The following is a 16313-nucleotide window of genomic DNA, read 5'->3' on the forward strand; positions in this document are numbered from 1 at the left end:
ACCTATAGCGTTAAGCGTGTGATCCCAAGGCTGGGACGTAGCGAACGACGTCCCGGCCGTGGGACACTAGAGCGACTTCCGTCACACCGTCAAGTCATATTCGTCTAGGAGCTACCGCCGCGTGGAGTTTTTGAACCAAATGCTCGAGCATGCAGCCGGGCAGCCCTGGATATACCCGGTCCTGCTGGTCTTCTTCTTTATTGACGGATTTGCCACCATCCTTCCCAGCGAAACAGCCATCGTTGGCCTCTCGGCGCTGTCCCTTCACAGCGGAGAGCCCAACCTGTGGATCCTGGGAGCCACCGCACTGGTAGGTGCCATGGCAGGCGACAACATGGCCTACATGCTGGGCCGGAAAATCGGCCTCACCCGATGGAAGTGGATGCGACGGCCCAAGGTCCAGAAGATGTTCGCCTGGGCGCAGTACGAGCTGGACAAGCGCGGCGCGGTCCTCATCTTCACGGCCCGCTACATTCCGTGGGGCCGCGTGGCCGTGAACTACGTGGCCGGACAAACCGGCTTCCGCCACCGTACATTCTTCTGGTTGGACGCCTTCGCCTGCATCACGTGGGTAGGTTACTCCATCGGTATCGGCCTCCTCGCGGGCCAGTGGGTGCATCACAACCCGCTCCTGGGAGTCGGCATTGCGGTTGCCTTCGCCGTGGTCCTGGGCATTGTGGTGGATCACGCCCTCCGTTGGTGGCACAAATACCTGGAAAAGAAGGACCTCGCCAAGGAAGCTGCTGCCAGCACCGAAACGGCAGCAGTTGATCCCGCGGAAAAGGCGATCGCCGGCGTCGACCTCTCCAAGCCCGCCAGCTAGGCCACCAGCAGTATCAGCCAGAGTGGCTGTGGGGACTAGTCTTAGTACGTGACTGAGCCCATACTTGACGCCGCCCCTGCCCTCGACTTCGATCTGAAGAGCCTCCCCAAGGTTTCCCTCCACGACCACCTGGACGGAGGCCTCCGCCCCGCCACCATCATCGAGCTCGCTGAGGCGGTCGGCCACACGCTGCCGTCCACCGACCCCGTTGCGCTGGGTGAATGGTTCCGCGAATCAGCCGACTCCGGCTCTCTGGTCCGCTACCTCGAAACGTTCGACCACACCATTGCTGTCATGCAGACCAAGGAAGGCCTCTTCAGGGTCGCCAAGGAATTCGTGGAAGACCTCGCCGAGGACGGCGTGGTGTACGGCGAAGTCCGCTGGGCACCGGAACAGCACTTGCAGAAGGGCCTCACCCTGGACGAGGTTGTTGAGGCCGTCCAGACCGGCCTTGAAGCCGGCGTCGACGCTGCCGACGAGCGTGGCCAGCAGATCCAGGTGGGCCAGCTCATCACCGCCATGCGCCACGCCGATCGTGGCCAGGAGATCGCAGAGCTCGCTGTCCGCCACCGTGCCAACGGCGCTGTGGGCTTTGACATTGCCGGCGCGGAAGACGGCTTCCTCCCGTCCCGTTTCAAGGACGCCTTCACGTACCTTGCCGAAAACAACTTCCCGGCCACCGTCCACGCCGGTGAAGCAGCGGGCCTGGAAAGCATCCAGTCAGCCCTGGTCGATGGCCGCGCCCTGCGCCTTGGTCACGGCGTCCGGATCGCCGAGGACATCTCGGTGGAGTTCGAGGACAATTCCGACGACGACGGCGAGGACACCATTGGCATGGTGACCATCGGCAGCGTGGCGGCCTGGGTCCGCGACCGCGGCATCGCCCTGGAAATCTGCCCTTCCTCCAACCTTCAGACCGGTGCCATTTCCGGCCTTGGCGATGGGATCGAAAGCCACCCGGTGGACATGCTCTTCCAGCTCGGCTTCAACGTCACCATCAACACGGACAACCGCCTCATGAGTGGCGTCACCCTGACGGATGAGTTCGAGCTGCTGGTGGAAACCTTCGACTACGACCTCGATGACCTCCTCGAACTGACGCTCAACGCCGCCGAGGCAGCCTTCCTGCCGCTGGACGAGCGCGAAGCCTTGGTTGAGTACATCAACGATGCCTACGCCAACCTCGACTAAGGACTCCAAAGAGCTCGAAAAGCTCATCCGGACGATCGCAGCCCTGCGTGAGCACTGCCCCTGGATGGGTGGGCTGACGCACGAATCGCTGGTGGAATACCTGATCGAGGAAGCCTACGAAGTGGTGGATTCGATCGAAGCAGGCGACTCCCCGGAAAGAGACAGCGAGCTCCTCGGCGAGCTGGGTGATGTATTGCTTCAAGTAGTGCTTCACGCCCGGCTCGCCGAGGAGCGCGGCAGCTTTGATTTTGCTGACGTAGCCCGGGGCATCAACGCCAAAATGGTCCGGCGAAACCAGCACGTCTTCAAGGCGGACGGTTCCCTCCGGAAGAGTTTTCCGGCCAGCGTCGAGGAAATCATCGTCAAGTGGGATGCCGCCAAACGTGCCGAGAAGCCGGAACGGAAGGATCCCTTTGAGGGCATCCCGCCGCACCTTCCTGCCTTGGCAGCAGCACAGAAGTCCCTGGACAGGGCAGCCCGCGCAGGGTTGGACGTTTCAGGGCTTGATGGTGATGCACGGTTGGTCGATCAACAAGGTGCGCCGGCCGCCGTCGGACTTCCCGTTATCCCGGCCTCGGAAGAGGCGCTCGGTGAGCTGCTGCTCGCCGTCGTGGCCGGTGCCCGGGAGCAAGGACTCGACGCCGAACGGGCCCTCCGTTCCGCAGTTCGATCGTTTCAGAACAGCCGGGCCCAGCCTTCATGACGTGAGTCTTTGGAAGTTGTTCCGTAACCTAAGCCACTCTCGACTACGCTAGTAGCGACGAGGACGTTGAGAATTTCCCTCCTCATTCCTGTAATTTGCCCATAAGGAGCACATCCATGGCGCTTATCGATGCCATCCACGCACGCGAGATCCTTGATTCCCGCGGAAACCCGACCGTAGAAGTTGAGGTCCTGCTCTCCGACGGCCAGATCGGCCGTGCAGCAGTTCCCTCCGGTGCTTCCACCGGCGAGCACGAGGCCGTTGAGCTTCGCGACGGCGACAAAGGCCGTTACCTCGGCAAGGGTGTCCAGAAGGCCGTTGACGCCGTCATCGACGAGATCTCCCCGGCCCTGATTGGTTTCGACGCCACTGACCAGCGCAGCATCGACCAGGCCATGATCGACCTCGACGGTACGCCCAACAAGGGCAAGCTCGGCGCCAACGCCATCCTGGGTGTTTCCCTGGCCGTTGCCAACGCTGCCGCAGCTTCCGCTGACCTGCCGCTCTACAAGTACCTGGGTGGCCCGAACGCCCACGTACTGCCCGTTCCCCTGATGAACATCCTCAACGGTGGCTCCCACGCCGACTCCGATGTGGACATCCAGGAATTCATGATCGCCCCGATTGGTGCCGAGACCTTCTCCGAGGGCCTGCGCTGGGGCGTTGAGGTCTACCACAACCTCAAGGCTGTCCTCCAGGAAAAGGGCCTCTCCACTGGCCTCGGCGACGAAGGTGGCTTCGCCCCCAACCTGCCGTCCAACCGCGCTGCACTGGACCTGATCCAGGAAGCCATCAAGAACGCCGGCTACACCCCGGGTACGGACATCGCCCTGGCACTGGACGTTGCCTCTTCCGAGTTCTACAAGGACGGTGCTTACCAGTTCGAGGGCAAGGCGCTTTCCGCCACCGAGATGAGCGCCTACTACGCTGAGCTCGTTGCCGACTACCCGCTGGTTTCCATTGAAGACCCGCTGGACGAGAACGACTGGGAAGGCTGGAAGACCCTCACCGACACCATCGGTGACAAGGTCCAGCTGGTGGGCGACGACCTCTTCGTCACCAACCCGGTCCGCCTGCAGCAGGGCATCGAGACGGCCACGGCCAACTCCCTGCTGGTCAAGGTCAACCAGATCGGTTCCCTGACCGAGACGCTGGACGCCGTTTCCCTGGCCCAGCGCTCCGGTTACACCACCATCACCTCGCACCGCTCCGGCGAAACCGAGGACACCACTATTGCTGACATCGCCGTTGCCACCAACGCGGGCCAGATCAAGACCGGTGCCCCGGCCCGCTCCGAGCGCGTTGCCAAGTACAACCAGCTGCTGCGCATCGAAGAAGAACTCGACGACGCCGCACGCTACGCCGGCCGCAGCGCGTTCCCGCGTTTCAAGGGCTAGCCTTCAGCGAAAACACGTAACCGGTGGCTATGGTGGAAAGACCATGGCCACCGGTTCTGTTTAACGCGGGCCAGGTCAACAACAGCAAGCGCAGCAACCCGCCAGGCAAGCACCGGGCATTACAGGAGTGTCATGGCCACCCGTCGTCCAAAGGTCCCCAGGGCGGACGCACTGGGCCCCTCCAGTGCAGGCCGTTCCTCCGGTGCGGGCCGCCCCGCCGGCGAAACCAGGGCTACCGGCGCCAGTCCGCGGACTGCTGCCAAAGGCACCGCGGGTGCAGGGACGACTGGTTCAGCTTCCGGTAGCGGCGATGTCATCAAAGCCGAGTTTGGCGGCCCACGGATTACCGCCAAAACCTCGACGTCGGCAGGCGGCACCAAAGCACCCGCCGCCGGCAGGGAAGCCGCTGGTCTGAAGACTCCCACGGCGGGCAAAACCACCGGCAGCGCGGCAACTGGCAAGACCACCGGCAAGAAGCCAACCGTGGGCCCATCGAAGCCCGTGGACAAGACTTCCGGCAAGCCGGGCGCCAAGGCCACAGCTGAACATGATGTGGATCCAGTACCGGCCAAAGCGTTCTCCGGCAGGATGCTGGCGCTGGCAGTGGTCATGATTGCGATCACCATTATGCTGGCCCCCACCGTGAAGATTTTCCTGGAGAAGCGCGCCGAAATTTCGGCCTTGGAGGCCGAAATTGCAGGACGGAAAGCAGAGCAGACCGAGCTCAACAAGCAGCTTTCCCGGTGGCAGGACCCCAACTACGTGAAACAACAGGCCCGCGACCGCATTAACATGGTTATGCCGGGTGAAACGGGTTACTGGGTGTTTGGGGGAGAAGAAGCCGCCGGCACGCCGGGTGGCCGCACCGGCTCCGGATCGTCTGCAAACCCGGAGAATCTGCCCTGGGTGGATGCTCTTTGGGAGTCAATCAGACGATCGGCAACTGACTAGACGCGGTGCCCACCGCCGTCGTGTCCGCAGTGGACACGGCAACAAGGGCAGGAAGGGTGGCAGCGAAGTGGAAGAGAACACGGCAGCCGTGCCGCAGGAATCCCGCCAGCCATCAGCACATGATCTTGAGGTCCTCAGCCGCCAGCTCGGCCGGCCGGTTCGGGATGTCGTTGAGATCCCTGCACGGTGTGTCTGCGGCAATCCGCTGGTGGCGGCTACTGCACCGCGGCTCAGCAACGGAACACCGTTTCCCACCACGTTCTACCTGACCCACCCCGTCATCACCTCGGCGGTGTCGCGGTTGGAAGCGGGCGGGCTCATGAACGAGATGAATCACCGCCTCACGGCCGAGCCGGACCTGGCGGGCGCCTACCACAGCGCCCACGAGGCCTACCTCCAGGCCCGCAATGACATCGCCGGCCGTTCCGGAACCGGGGCTGTCCCTGAAATCGACGGCATCTCCGCCGGCGGTATGCCAACACGGGTGAAGTGCCTCCATGTACTGGTAGGGCATTCCCTGGCTGCAGGGCCGGGGGTCAACCCGTTGGGAGACGAAGCCCTGGACGCCATCACGGAGTGGTGGACCAAGGACCGTTGCTACTGCGATGGCGCGTGGGACACTTCCGGTGAGGCACCCTCCCGGGACCTGAGCCGGCACGGGCCGCAGGGGCTGCCGGAGATGGTGGGCCGCCCGGCGCCGGTTCGCAAACCGAAGACGGATACCCCGGTCCATGAGGAAGGCACTGCATGAGCCGCGTTGCAGCGATCGACTGCGGAACCAACTCCATCCGCCTCCTCATCGCCGATGTTTCAGCACACGGCGCACCGGGCCCGCTGGCCGACGTCGTGCGTGAAATGCGCGTGGTTCGGCTCGGCCAAGGTGTCGATGCCACCGGCGAGCTTGCACCTGAGGCTTTGGAACGCACGTTCGCAGCAACACGCGACTACGCCGAACTCATCAAGGTGCACGGCGCCGGGCGAGTCCGTTTCGCGGCGACGTCCGCCACCCGTGACGCCCGCAACCGGCAGGTTTTCGTGGACGGCATCCGGGATCTCCTGGGTGTTGAGCCTGAGGTCATTTCCGGGGACGAGGAAGCCGCGCTGTCCTTCGCCGGGGCCAGCAGCGTCCTGCCGGCCATGGGGGAGGACCCCATCCTGGTGGTGGACCTCGGTGGCGGCAGCACTGAGTTCGTCCTGGGCGACTCCACTGGCGTCATCGCAGCACGCTCCGTGGACATCGGCTGCGTGCGGCTCACCGAACGTCACCTTCGCAGCGATCCGCCAACCGCTGCGCAAATCGCGGCAGCAGAGGCCGACGTCGACGCCGCACTTGATCTTGCCGCGCAGACGGTCCCGCTGGACCGCGCCACGGCCGTGGTGGGCGTTGCGGGTTCCATCACCACCATCACCGCGCACGCGCTGGGACTGAGTGAATACCAGCCGAACCGGATCCACGGTGCGTCACTGGATCTCGAAACCATCACCGACGCATGCACCAACCTGCTGGAAATGACACGGGACGAGCGCGCAGCGCTTCCGTACATGCATCCGGGTCGCGTGGACGTTATCGGCGCCGGCGCCTTGGTGTGGCGCCGGATCCTGGACCGCCTGGCCAATGTCAGCAGTGGCAGGATCGCCACCGCCGTCTCCAGCGAGCATGACATCCTGGACGGCATTGCCCTCAGCATCCGGGACGCCGAATGACGTTGCGTTTTCGCCGTACCCTCTCCGCTGCCCTTGCCACAGTCTTGGCAGGCGGGGCGCTGGCGGGTGCGTTGGTGACGGCTCCTGCCGCCACTGCAGACGCGTGGCGCGACAAAGAGTTCTGGCTCAAGGATTCGGGTGTCACCAACGCCTGGCAGGTATCCAAGGGTGCCGGCGTCAAGGTGGCGATCATCGACAGCGGCATTGACGGAAACCACCCGGACCTCAAAGGCGTAGTGGTGGGCGGGACGGACGTGTCGGGAGCGGGAGCACCCAACGGGCAAAAGAGTATTGGTGCCAAGACCGAACACGGGACCCTGGTTGCCACGATGCTCGCCGGGCGCGGCCACACCACCCCCACGGCCTCGCCTTCACCAACAGCGTCAGCGACCCCTCCGGGGCCACCCACGGTCCCTCCCGCCGGGGGCCCGGACGGGATCACCGGTGTAGCTCCCGAAGCGCAAATCCTGGCAGTCTCCACCTGGCTCGGATCACCCAACCCGGGCGGCAAAACGGATCAGGAGCAGATTCCGGACGCCGTGCGCTGGGCCGTGGACAATGGCGCCAAGGTCATCAACATCTCCTTGGGCAGTACCTCGCCGGACTGGCCGCAGAGCTGGGACGCGGCGTTCCTTTATGCAGAGCAGAAGGACGTGGTGATCGTCGCCGCCGCCGGTAACCGCGTGGGCGGCAACGTGCAGGTCGGAGCCCCGGCGACCATTCCCGGTGTCCTGACCGTCGCCGGACTCGACGGTGAGGGGCGCGCCAGCGTCGATTCCTCGTCACAGGGCATCAGCATCGGCGTCGCCGCGCCGGCCGAGAAGCTGGTAGGCGGCATCCCCGGCGGCGGATACGCCGAATGGGCGGGAACGTCCGGTGCTGCCCCCATCGTTTCCGGTGTGGCCGCCCTCATCCGTTCCAAATGGCCGGAGATGAGTGCCAACCAGGTCATCAACAGAATAGTGAGCACGGCCAAGGACGCGGGAGCTCCGGGCAAGGATCCCCTCTACGGCTACGGCATCCTTAACGCCGAGGCTGCCCTTAAGGACGATGTGGCTGCCACCAGCAGCAACCCGCTGGGTTCCATCGCTGACTGGATCCGCGTCCACCGCCGGGGAGATTTCAGCGAGCCGTCGCAGGCTCCCGTGGCGAGCCCCACCAGCGCAGCACCCACGCTCGCCGATCCGACTGTCCCGGCAGCGAAGACGCCGGCGACCGTCGACGACGCCCTGCCGGCCGCCGTCGTGCTTGGGTTTGGAGCCTTGTTCCTTGCCCTGGTGACGGGCGCCGCGATCCAGTTGAGGAGGGTCTCCAAAAACGCGCCTGTGGTGGCCGAGGAGGCCGAAACCGGCGCGCTTCTGAAAGTGGATCCGCCCGCCCGGACGTAGTTAGTGAAGATTTTCACAAAGTACTGTACTCTGGACTCATGGCAACCACCCCAGAGCTCATTGACCGTCCCCGGGTTCTCGTCGTCGGCGGCGGCTACGTCGGCCTGTACGTAGCCCTCAAACTGCAGAAGAAGATCGCGAACGCCGGCGGCATCGTCACCGTCGTTGATCCACTGCCGTACATGACCTACCAGCCCTTCCTCCCGGAAGTAGCCGGTGGCAACATTGAGGCACGCCACGCCGTCGTCTCCCACCGTCAGCACCTGAAGCAGACTGAGCTCATCCAGGGCCGCGTCACCAGCATTGACCACGCCAACCGGACCGCGGTCATCGCCCCGTCCGACGGCGGCGACAACTTCGAAATCCCGTACTTCGATGTCGTCATCGCAGCAGGCGCCATTACCCGTACCTTCCCCATCAAGGGCCTCGCGGACAAGGGCATTGGCCTGAAGACCATCGAGGAAGCCGTTGCACTGCGCAACAAGGTGCTGGAGCGCATTGAAGCTGCTTCCACCATGACCGACCCCGCAGAGCGCGCCAAGGCACTGACCTTCGTAGTGGTCGGTGGCGGCTTCGCCGGCATCGAGTGCCTCACCGAAATGGAAGACCTCGCCCGCGCCGCGGTCCGCAACAACCCGCGCATCCGCCAGGAAGAAGTCCGCTTCATCCTGGTCGAAGCCATGGGCCGCATCATGCCCGAGGTCACTGCCTCGCAGGCCGAGTGGGTTGTGGAGCACCTCCGCAGCCGTGGCATCGAAGTACTCCTCAACACTTCCCTTGACAGCGCCGAAGGCAACCTCAAGCTGATCAACCTCCCGGACAAGACCCCGGCCCAGGAAGTTGAAGCAGACACCCTGGTATGGGCTGCCGGCGTGCAGGCCAACCCGATGATCCGCTCCACCGACTTCCCGCTGGAACCCCGTGGCCGTGTCCGCGTCCTCCCGGACCTGCGCATCGCAGGCGACGAAGGCATCGTGGAGAACGCCTGGGCTGCCGGCGACATCGCCGCTGTTCCGGACCTCACGGGCAAGGGCCTGCCGGACGGCACCTGCGTCCCCAACGCCCAGCACGCCCTTCGCCAGGCCAAGAAGCTTGCCAAGAACCTGTGGGCTTCCCGCTGGGACAAGCCGCTGCACGACTACAAGCACAAGAACCTTGGTGCTGTGGCCGGCTTCGGCGAGTGGAAGGGTGTTGCCAACATCAACCTGCTCGGCCGCATCGGCCTCAAGGGCGGCCTCGCCTGGCTGGCACACCGTGGTTACCACGGCATGGCCATGCCCACGGTGGAGCGCAAGTTCCGCGTGGTCTTCGGCTGGATCCTGGCCTTCTTCGCCGGCCGCGACACCACTCAGCTGATCGACCTCGACAACCCGCGCGGCGCGTTCGTTTCCGCTGCGACGCCGGCTCCCAAGCCCGCAGCTGCTCCGGCACCTGCTCCGGTGGAAGCCAAGCCGGTTGCCGAGGAAGTCAAGACCCCGGTAACTGCTGACGCCAAGTAGTCCACGCACGACGGCGGTCGCTCCCTGTGAGGGGAGTGGCCGCCGTCGACGTTTAAGCAGGTGTGCTCACCTCGGTGCCGGGTTGCTGGGCCCCTAAACTATTGCCATGTCCGGCGAAACCGATCTGAAGACACTCCTGGAATCCCTCCACCCCGTAGCCCGCGATGGCGACTACGTCTACGCCCTATGGCCGCACGGCAAACCGCTGGAGGGCGGGATCGAGGCGGCTGTCCGCGAGGCGGAGGGCCTTACGGTAGTCCTCCGCCGGGACGAGGCTGACTCGCTGGGTCTCAGCTATGACTTCGTGGCCACGTGGATCACGCTCCAGGTCCACTCGGCGCTCGAAGCGGTGGGTCTCACAGCTGCCGTGAGCGCCGCGCTGACCCACGCGGGAATCAGCTGCAACGTCCTGGCGGGCTTCCATCACGACCACCTCCTGGTGCCTTCCGCCGACGCGGGCCGGGCCATGGATGTGCTCCGGCTTTTGGGTAAAGGTCTGGTGCTCAGAAGTGAGCGTCCCGAGGACCGCGCCGAGATCCTGGACCTGACGGCCCAGGCCTTCTCCATCTCGCCGGTAACCGGTGAGCCCGTGGAAGGCGTGCCGATTGAAGTAGGCCTGTTGCGCAAGCTTTTTGGGTGCCCTGAGTATCTTCCGGAGTTCAGTATCGTCGCCGAAATGGGTGGGGAGATTGTGGGTCATGCCATCAGCACCCGGGGTTGGATCGGTGACCTGGAACTCATAGCCCTTGGCCCCATCGGCGTGCTTCCCCATTTTCAGAAGCGCGGGGTCGGTTCAGCCTTGATGCGCGAGACCGCGGCCCGTGCCACAGCCGCAGGGGAGCCCGGCATTGCCCTGCTCGGCAGCCCCCTGTACTACCCGCGCTTCGGTTACGTGCCGGCAACCTCTGTGGGTGTGCAACCACCGGAGGCGATGTGGGGCGATCACTTCCAGTTGTTGACGCTTCCCGGATGGCCCGACGACGTCCGCGGCACCTTCCGCTACGCCGGGCCATTCAATGAGCTATAGCTGGGATACCATGGTGCGGGCGCCCCAGTAGCCCAATTGGCAGAGGCAGCGGACTTAAAATCCGCGTGTTGTGGGTTCGAGTCCCACCTGGGGCACACACGAAAAAGCCTCCGAATCCCTTGCGAACCAAGGGGATTCGGGGGCTTTGCCGGTGCCTCGGGTTCGGCGCGCCGAAAGGGCCTTGGTGGCCTGTCTGGTGGTTGCCTGCCCCGCTGGAATCGCTTCCGCTGTGCCCAAGAGGATCCTCCGCGGAAATTCCCAGCCGGCTCGTAGATTCCCCACAGGCAACGAGTGTTATAGGGATGTGACCTGAATCACTTATGTTCGCCGCCCAATTGCATTAGTTTGAGTCTTAATCAGGAACACCTGAGTAATCGCATCAAAGGCAGTTCGCACCTTTCGATCGAGGAGACAACGCATGTTTGATCTTTCCCCAGCGGCGCCCCGAGCCGCCAAGCTAACAGCGCTTGGCATTGGGGTCGCTCTCTTGGCCACGGCTTGTGGTGGGTCTTCGACCCCTACCCAGACCGGGTCTTCCTCCGCCGCGGCCGCAGGCATTTCCTGCCCGGCTCCCAGCGGCGGGGCGGGAGCCGGCAACAGCCAGGCTGCCACCAACACGGGACCAGTACCTCCCTCGACCACCACCACTGACGCCCCACTGAAACTTGGATCGCTCCTGCCGACGACGGGGTCGCTGGCGTTCCTTGGCCCGCCCGAAATTGCCGGCGTCAACCTCGGCATCAAGGAAGTCAACGACGCCGGTGGCGTGCTCGGCGCGCCTGTCTCCGTTGTCCACCGCGACTCCGGTGATACCAAGACGGACATCGCCACCCAGTCCACCACCGCCCTCCTGGGCCAGGGCGTGAGCGCCGTCATCGGTGCTGCATCCTCCGGCGTTTCCAAGACGGTCATCAACCAGATCACGGGCGCCGGTGTCATCCACTTCTCGCCCGCCAACACCTCGCCTGACTTCACCACGTGGGACGACAAGGGCCTCTACTGGCGAACTGCACCGTCCGACGTCCTGCAGGGCAAGGTCCTTGGCAACTACATGGCTACCTGTGGAGCACAGACCGTTGGCATGATCGTTCTGAACGACGCTTACGGAACCGGTCTCCAGAAGAACGTCAAGGAAGCCTTCGAGGCAGCCGGCGGCAAGGTTGTTGCTGAGGAACTCTTCAACGAGGGCGACTCCCAGTTCAGCAGCCAGGTGGACAAGGTCCTCGCAGCCAAGCCGGATGCGATCGCACTGATCACCTTCGACCAAGCCAAGAGCATCGTCCCCCTGATCACCGGCAAGGGCATCAAGCCCACGCAGCTGTTCATGGTTGACGGCAACACCTCCGATTACAGCAAGGACTTCCAGGCCGGCACCATGAAGGGCGCACAGGGAACCATTCCCGGTACGTTCGCCAAGGACGACTTCAAGAAGAAGCTCCTCGCCATCGATCCCGCCCTGAAGGATTACAGCTACGCAGGCGAGTCCTACGACGCCGTGAACCTGATCTCACTGGCCTCCGAGGCCGCCAAGAGCACCAAGGGCACGGAAATCGCAGCCAAGCTGAAGGAAGTCTCTGAAGGCGGCGAGAAATGCACCACCTTCGCAGCCTGTGTCACGTTGCTCCGCGAAGGCAAGGACATCGACTACGACGGCCAGTCCGGTCCGGTCACGTTCTCCGACGCTGGTGACCCCACCGAGGCATACATCGGCATCTACGAATACCAGGATGACAACACCTACAAGCCGGTCCGTGAAGAGTTTGGCAAGCTCTAAGCCGCAGCTGATCTGAACCGCAGTCGGTAACAGGCCCCCTTCCTCATCTGGAAGGGGGCCTGTTCTGTGCTTGGCCTGTTCTCTGCTGGGCTGCGATCGCTATCCGCCGCGATCGTTACCCGCCGAAGGGGAGGAACCCTTCAAGGACCCGGGTCACCATTTCCACGCCCTGACGCTCAAAGACTGCGTCACCCACGTGGTGTGCCCACACCACTGTGCCCACTGACTGGTTGAGGTTCTCCAGCGTCCACAGGTGGTGCTCCTGCTCAGTGGTGACAACCTTGCCCAAACCCTCATGGAAGGCAGCGGCAAGCTTTGGCTGAGCGAGCAGCTGCTGGTGGCTGAGCCGGACCAGGTCATGAACCCAGGGGCGAAGCTCAGCACGGCCAAAATCGATCACCTTGATCAGTCCGTCGTCGTCCAGCCAATTCCTGGGCTGGTAATCGCCATGGGTTGTCACGAGCGCGGCAGGTCCCGGCTCCAGCGCATCAAGGGTATCTTGCAGCCTTCTCTGCGTCTCCGCGGGCAGGAGGCCGTGGGCGCGTTGAATGAGGGAGCCCGTCCTTGCAGCCAGTGCCCTTGCGTAGCTGCGTGAGGATCCCGCCGGCAGGTGCATCCTGGAGAGCAGCACGCCTGCGTCGCGGTACGTCCTGGGATCGGACTCGGAAGAGGTTCCGGCCACCAGGGTCCCGGGCAAGTACCCGGTGACCAGGAGGCCTGCCTCAGGCGCCGCGTGCCTCAGGGTGGGTACCCTGCCGTGCAGCCCTGGCAGGCCCCGCGAGTAGGCTGCAATTTCCCGCCGGATGTGGTGGCTCGTGGTGCTGGCTTTGACGATGTACTCCTGGCCATCCGGGGCAGCGACCTGAAGAACGGTGGTGTCCTGGAGGGGCCATGAGTGGTCACGAACCACGGTGAAGCTACCAAGCCATGACGAGAGGAGGTTTTGCTGCAGTTCCGTGATGGTTGCCGTCATCAGTCCAGCATGCCATTGGGTGTCATTCCGCATTGGCTGAAGTGTCCAACCGGTCTATCCAAGGTCCCGAGCACTTGGTAGGAGTATGTCTTAAACAGCGGAAGACCCCGGGTGTTGTCCCGGGGCCTTCCGTGGTGTGTGGATGCGGTGCTTAGACCTCGTCCGCCAGGGTGCCCAGATAGAGCTGAATGACCTTGGGGTCCTTCATGAGCTCACGGCCGGTACCCGTGTACGCGTCCTTGCCCTGGTCCAGCACGTAGCCGCGGTCGCAGATCTGCAGGCAGCGGCGGGCGTTCTGTTCCACCATGATGACCGAGACACCAGCACGATTGATCTCATGGACCCTGAGGAAGGTTTCGTCCTGTTTGACGGGGGAGAGGCCTGCCGACGGCTCGTCGAGTAGCAGGACGGCCGGGTCCATCATGAGCGCCCGGCCCATGGCCACCATCTGGCGTTCACCGCCGGAGAGTGACCCCGCCCGCTGGGCGCGACGCTTTGCCAGTTCCGGGAAAAGGCTGGTCACAAAGTCAAAGCGCTCAGCGAAGGCCTTGGGACGCTGGAACATGCCCATCTGGAGGTTCTCTTCGATGGTCAGTGCAGCGAACACGTTGTTGGTCTGCGGGACGAAGCCGACGCCCTGGGTGACCAGCTTGTTGGCTTTCAAGCCCGTGAGATCCTGGCCCCGGACCACCACGGTGCCGGAGTGGACCTTCACCAGGCCGAACATGGCCTTCAGCAAGGTGGACTTGCCGGCGCCGTTGGGGCCGATGATGCCGATCAACTCACCCTTGCGGGCCTCGATGCTGCAGCCGTTAAGGATGTTGACGCCGGGAATGTACCCGGCTACGAGGTTGGTGACTTTGACGACGGAATCGCCTGCCGGAGCATCTGCTGAGGCGGGCATTGCGGCGGGGCTGCTCATTTCCCATCCTCCTTCTTGGTTTCAACGATGTCGGACAGGATGCCGGCGTCCTCAGTACCCACCACCGACTCTTCGTCGGCCTCGAGCTCTGCCTCAAGCACCTTAATACCCTCTGCGTCTCCGAGGTCGACGTCGTGGTGGGCGCCAAGGTAGGCGTCGATGACGGCAGGGTTCTTCATGACTTCGCCCGGAGGTCCTTCAGCCACCACCTTGCCTTCGGCCATGACCACAACCCAGTCCGCGATATGCCGGACCATGTTCATGTCGTGTTCTACGAAGAGCACGGTCATGCCTTCAGCCTTCAGGTTCTTGATGTGGTCCAGCAGTGACTGCGTCAGCGCCGGGTTCACGCCGGCCATGGGCTCATCGAGCATCACCAGCTTGGGCCGCACCATCAGGGAACGTGCCATTTCCAGCAGCTTCCGCTGGCCACCCGAGAGGGACGCAGCGTAGTCGTCCTTCTTGGAATCCAGCTTGAACTTCTCCAACAGCACGTTGGCCTGGGCCGTGATTTCCTTCTCGCGGCCTCCCCACATGCCCTTGAACAGGGCCTTGGAGAGTCGTTCGCCGGGCTGGTCCGCTGCGCCGAGCCGCATGTTCTCCATGACGGTCAGCTTGCCCATCACCTTGGTCAGCTGGAACGTGCGCACCATGCCCATGCGTGCCACCTTGTAGGAGGAAACGCCTGCCAGGCTGTTGCCCTCGAACTGCCACTTGCCCGTATTGGGAGTGTCAAAGCCCGTGAGCAGGTTGAACAGGGTGGTCTTGCCGGCGCCATTGGGACCGATCAAAGCGGTAATCTTGTGGCGCGGAATCTCGAGGTACTCGACGTCCACTGCGTTGATGCCGCCAAAGGACCGGGTGACGTCCTCTGCCACCACAATGGGATCGCGCTTCTTGCAGCCGGGGGTGTTTTCCCCGACGGCGATGGGCCGCGAATCGGTCATGTAGTCGATATTTTCGGTATTGCGTTCGTTGGTCTCACTCATGCGAAAGCAAGCTCCTTCTTATTGCCGAAGACGCCTTGCGGGCGGAAGATCATCAGGAGCATCAGCGCGACACCCACCAGGATGTAGCGCAACTGGCCGGCCTGGACGGTGGTCAGCCAGGTGACTGCCCCTGATTCGATAAGGCCGTAGAGCAGGCTCTGGGTCAGGGACAGGACAACCCAGAAGATCATGGCTCCGATGACCGGCCCCAGGACAGTGGCCATGCCACCGAGGAGGAGGCAGGTCCACAGGAAGAACGTCAGTTCCGTGCCGTAGTTGGACGGCTGGACAGCGCCGCGGGGGAGCGTGAAGATCATGCCCGCCAAAGCGCCCAGCACACCACCGATGATCAGCGCCTGCATCTTGTAGGCGTAGACGTTCTTACCGAGCGAGCGGACAGCATTCTCGTCTTCGCGGATGCCCTTCAGGACACGGCCCCACGGGCTGCGCATGAGGAGCCACACCAGCACGCAGCACACGATCACGAGTCCCCAGCCGGCTACGCGGATGAAGAAGTCTCGGTTGTTCATGCCCATGTAGGACCCCTCGGGGAAGGGATTCATGGCGTAGAACGTGTTCTCGAATGCTGCCAAACCGTTGGCCGAGCCCGTGACGCTGGTGAGCTGGTTGGTGGTGACTACGTAGCGGACAATTTCCGCCGCTGCGATGGTGACAATAGCCAGGTAGTCGGCGCGTAGCCGGAGGGTGGGAATACCGAGGATGAAGGCGAAAACCACCGAGCAGAGAATGGAAATGATCAGTGCAAGGAAGAACGGAGCGTCGAAGCTCAGGGTAGAGATGGCGAAACCGTAGGCACCAACCGCCATAAAGCCGGCCTGGCCGAAGTTCAGCAGGCCTGAGTAGCCGAAGTGAACCGCAAGGCCCAAAGCGGCAAGTGCGTACGCCGCCGTCGTCGGACTGAATAATTCGCCAAGGGCGCTGGAGAAAATGAATCCGAAGTCCATGGCCCGC

15 protein-coding genes and 1 tRNA gene are annotated in these 16313 nt (G+C 63.6%); 12 read left to right on the forward strand and 4 right to left on the reverse strand.

The window, feature by feature from the left end; genetic code table 11:
- The first annotated feature begins 139 nt into the window (after window positions 1–139).
- From AB4Y77_RS06330 to AB4Y77_RS06385, 12 genes are all read left to right on the forward strand, one after another.
- Window positions 140–823, forward strand: a complete 684-nt coding sequence (locus AB4Y77_RS06330) for a DedA family protein (protein ID WP_311213230.1) — start codon at window positions 140–142, stop codon at window positions 821–823.
- A 48-nt stretch (window positions 824–871) separates the two neighbouring features.
- The gene (locus tag AB4Y77_RS06335) at window positions 872–2014 is read left to right on the forward strand and encodes an adenosine deaminase (protein WP_442013325.1); all 1143 of its coding nucleotides are present in this window, start codon (window positions 872–874) and stop codon (window positions 2012–2014) included.
- Complete coding sequence (locus tag AB4Y77_RS06340; protein ID WP_442013326.1) at window positions 1992–2717, forward strand: MazG nucleotide pyrophosphohydrolase domain-containing protein; 726 nt, start codon at window positions 1992–1994, stop codon at window positions 2715–2717. Before AB4Y77_RS06335 ends, AB4Y77_RS06340 begins: the two co-directional genes overlap by 23 nt.
- Before the next feature lie 116 nt (window positions 2718–2833).
- Window positions 2834–4114 (forward strand): phosphopyruvate hydratase, encoded by a 1281-nt coding sequence (gene eno, locus AB4Y77_RS06345; RefSeq protein WP_026542844.1) that lies wholly within the window; start codon window positions 2834–2836, stop codon window positions 4112–4114.
- A gap of 132 nt (window positions 4115–4246) precedes the next feature.
- Window positions 4247–5065: a septum formation initiator family protein gene (locus AB4Y77_RS06350; protein ID WP_442013327.1), complete on the forward strand. Its 819-nt coding sequence runs from the start codon at window positions 4247–4249 to the stop codon at window positions 5063–5065.
- Between the two features lie 67 nt (window positions 5066–5132).
- The gene (locus AB4Y77_RS06355; RefSeq protein WP_311213124.1) at window positions 5133–5816 is read left to right on the forward strand and encodes a DUF501 domain-containing protein; all 684 of its coding nucleotides are present in this window, start codon (window positions 5133–5135) and stop codon (window positions 5814–5816) included.
- Window positions 5813–6769: a Ppx/GppA phosphatase family protein gene (locus tag AB4Y77_RS06360; RefSeq protein ID WP_442013328.1), complete on the forward strand. Its 957-nt coding sequence runs from the start codon at window positions 5813–5815 to the stop codon at window positions 6767–6769. The genes AB4Y77_RS06355 and AB4Y77_RS06360 overlap by 4 nt, the downstream gene beginning before the upstream one ends.
- Complete coding sequence (locus tag AB4Y77_RS06365; protein ID WP_442013329.1) at window positions 6766–8157, forward strand: S8 family serine peptidase; 1392 nt, start codon at window positions 6766–6768, stop codon at window positions 8155–8157. The genes AB4Y77_RS06360 and AB4Y77_RS06365 overlap by 4 nt, the downstream gene beginning before the upstream one ends.
- Window positions 8158–8195: 38 nt before the next feature.
- Window positions 8196–9656, forward strand: coding sequence for an NAD(P)/FAD-dependent oxidoreductase (locus AB4Y77_RS06370; protein WP_442013330.1), 1461 nt, complete (start codon window positions 8196–8198; stop codon window positions 9654–9656).
- Between the two features lie 106 nt (window positions 9657–9762).
- Window positions 9763–10683 (forward strand): N-acetyltransferase, encoded by a 921-nt coding sequence (locus AB4Y77_RS06375; protein ID WP_442013331.1) that lies wholly within the window; start codon window positions 9763–9765, stop codon window positions 10681–10683.
- Window positions 10684–10704: 21 nt separating this feature from the next.
- Window positions 10705–10778 (forward strand) — tRNA-Leu (locus AB4Y77_RS06380).
- Window positions 10779–11101: 323 nt separating this feature from the next.
- The gene (locus AB4Y77_RS06385) at window positions 11102–12457 is read left to right on the forward strand and encodes an ABC transporter substrate-binding protein (RefSeq protein WP_311213129.1); all 1356 of its coding nucleotides are present in this window, start codon (window positions 11102–11104) and stop codon (window positions 12455–12457) included.
- A gap of 115 nt (window positions 12458–12572) precedes the next feature.
- Here AB4Y77_RS06385 and AB4Y77_RS06390 read toward each other — a convergent pair whose 3' ends face one another.
- From AB4Y77_RS06390 to AB4Y77_RS06405, 4 genes are all read right to left on the reverse strand, one after another.
- Entirely contained in the window at window positions 12573–13430 is an 858-nt protein-coding gene (locus AB4Y77_RS06390) for a phosphotransferase (RefSeq protein ID WP_442013332.1), read from the reverse strand.
- A gap of 151 nt (window positions 13431–13581) precedes the next feature.
- The gene (locus AB4Y77_RS06395) at window positions 13582–14352 is read right to left on the reverse strand and encodes an ABC transporter ATP-binding protein (RefSeq protein ID WP_311213131.1); all 771 of its coding nucleotides are present in this window, start codon (window positions 14350–14352) and stop codon (window positions 13582–13584) included.
- On the reverse strand, window positions 14349–15341 hold the full coding sequence (locus AB4Y77_RS06400; protein ID WP_311213132.1) for an ABC transporter ATP-binding protein: 993 nt from the start codon (window positions 15339–15341) through the stop codon (window positions 14349–14351). Before AB4Y77_RS06400 ends, AB4Y77_RS06395 begins: the two co-directional genes overlap by 4 nt.
- Window positions 15338–16306: a branched-chain amino acid ABC transporter permease gene (locus tag AB4Y77_RS06405; RefSeq protein ID WP_311213133.1), complete on the reverse strand. Its 969-nt coding sequence runs from the start codon at window positions 16304–16306 to the stop codon at window positions 15338–15340. Before AB4Y77_RS06405 ends, AB4Y77_RS06400 begins: the two co-directional genes overlap by 4 nt.
- Window positions 16307–16313: the final 7 nt, after the last annotated feature.

Origin of the sequence: Paenarthrobacter sp. YAF11_1 (assembly GCF_052113445.1) — a bacterium.
Lineage (GTDB): Bacteria > Actinomycetota > Actinomycetes > Actinomycetales > Micrococcaceae > Arthrobacter.

Bases quoted from the DNA above. Each gene is read 5' to 3' on its own strand.
- AB4Y77_RS06395 (WP_311213131.1), bottom strand. From the start codon at position 14,352: ATGAGCAGCCCCGCCGCAATGCCCGCCTCAGCAGATGCTCCGGCAGGC.
- AB4Y77_RS06375 (WP_442013331.1), top strand. From the start codon at position 9,763: ATGTCCGGCGAAACCGATCTGAAGACACTCCTGGAATCCCTCCACCCC.
- AB4Y77_RS06365 (WP_442013329.1), top strand. From the start codon at position 6,766: ATGACGTTGCGTTTTCGCCGTACCCTCTCCGCTGCCCTTGCCACAGTC.
- AB4Y77_RS06330 (WP_311213230.1), top strand. From the start codon at position 140: ATGCTCGAGCATGCAGCCGGGCAGCCCTGGATATACCCGGTCCTGCTG.
- AB4Y77_RS06370 (WP_442013330.1), top strand. From the start codon at position 8,196: ATGGCAACCACCCCAGAGCTCATTGACCGTCCCCGGGTTCTCGTCGTC.
- AB4Y77_RS06390 (WP_442013332.1), bottom strand. From the start codon at position 13,430: ATGACGGCAACCATCACGGAACTGCAGCAAAACCTCCTCTCGTCATGG.
- AB4Y77_RS06400 (WP_311213132.1), bottom strand. From the start codon at position 15,341: ATGAGTGAGACCAACGAACGCAATACCGAAAATATCGACTACATGACC.
- AB4Y77_RS06340 (WP_442013326.1), top strand. From the start codon at position 1,992: ATGCCTACGCCAACCTCGACTAAGGACTCCAAAGAGCTCGAAAAGCTC.
- AB4Y77_RS06360 (WP_442013328.1), top strand. From the start codon at position 5,813: ATGAGCCGCGTTGCAGCGATCGACTGCGGAACCAACTCCATCCGCCTC.
- AB4Y77_RS06385 (WP_311213129.1), top strand. From the start codon at position 11,102: ATGTTTGATCTTTCCCCAGCGGCGCCCCGAGCCGCCAAGCTAACAGCG.
- eno (WP_026542844.1), top strand. From the start codon at position 2,834: ATGGCGCTTATCGATGCCATCCACGCACGCGAGATCCTTGATTCCCGC.
- AB4Y77_RS06405 (WP_311213133.1), bottom strand. From the start codon at position 16,306: ATGGACTTCGGATTCATTTTCTCCAGCGCCCTTGGCGAATTATTCAGT.
- AB4Y77_RS06350 (WP_442013327.1), top strand. From the start codon at position 4,247: ATGGCCACCCGTCGTCCAAAGGTCCCCAGGGCGGACGCACTGGGCCCC.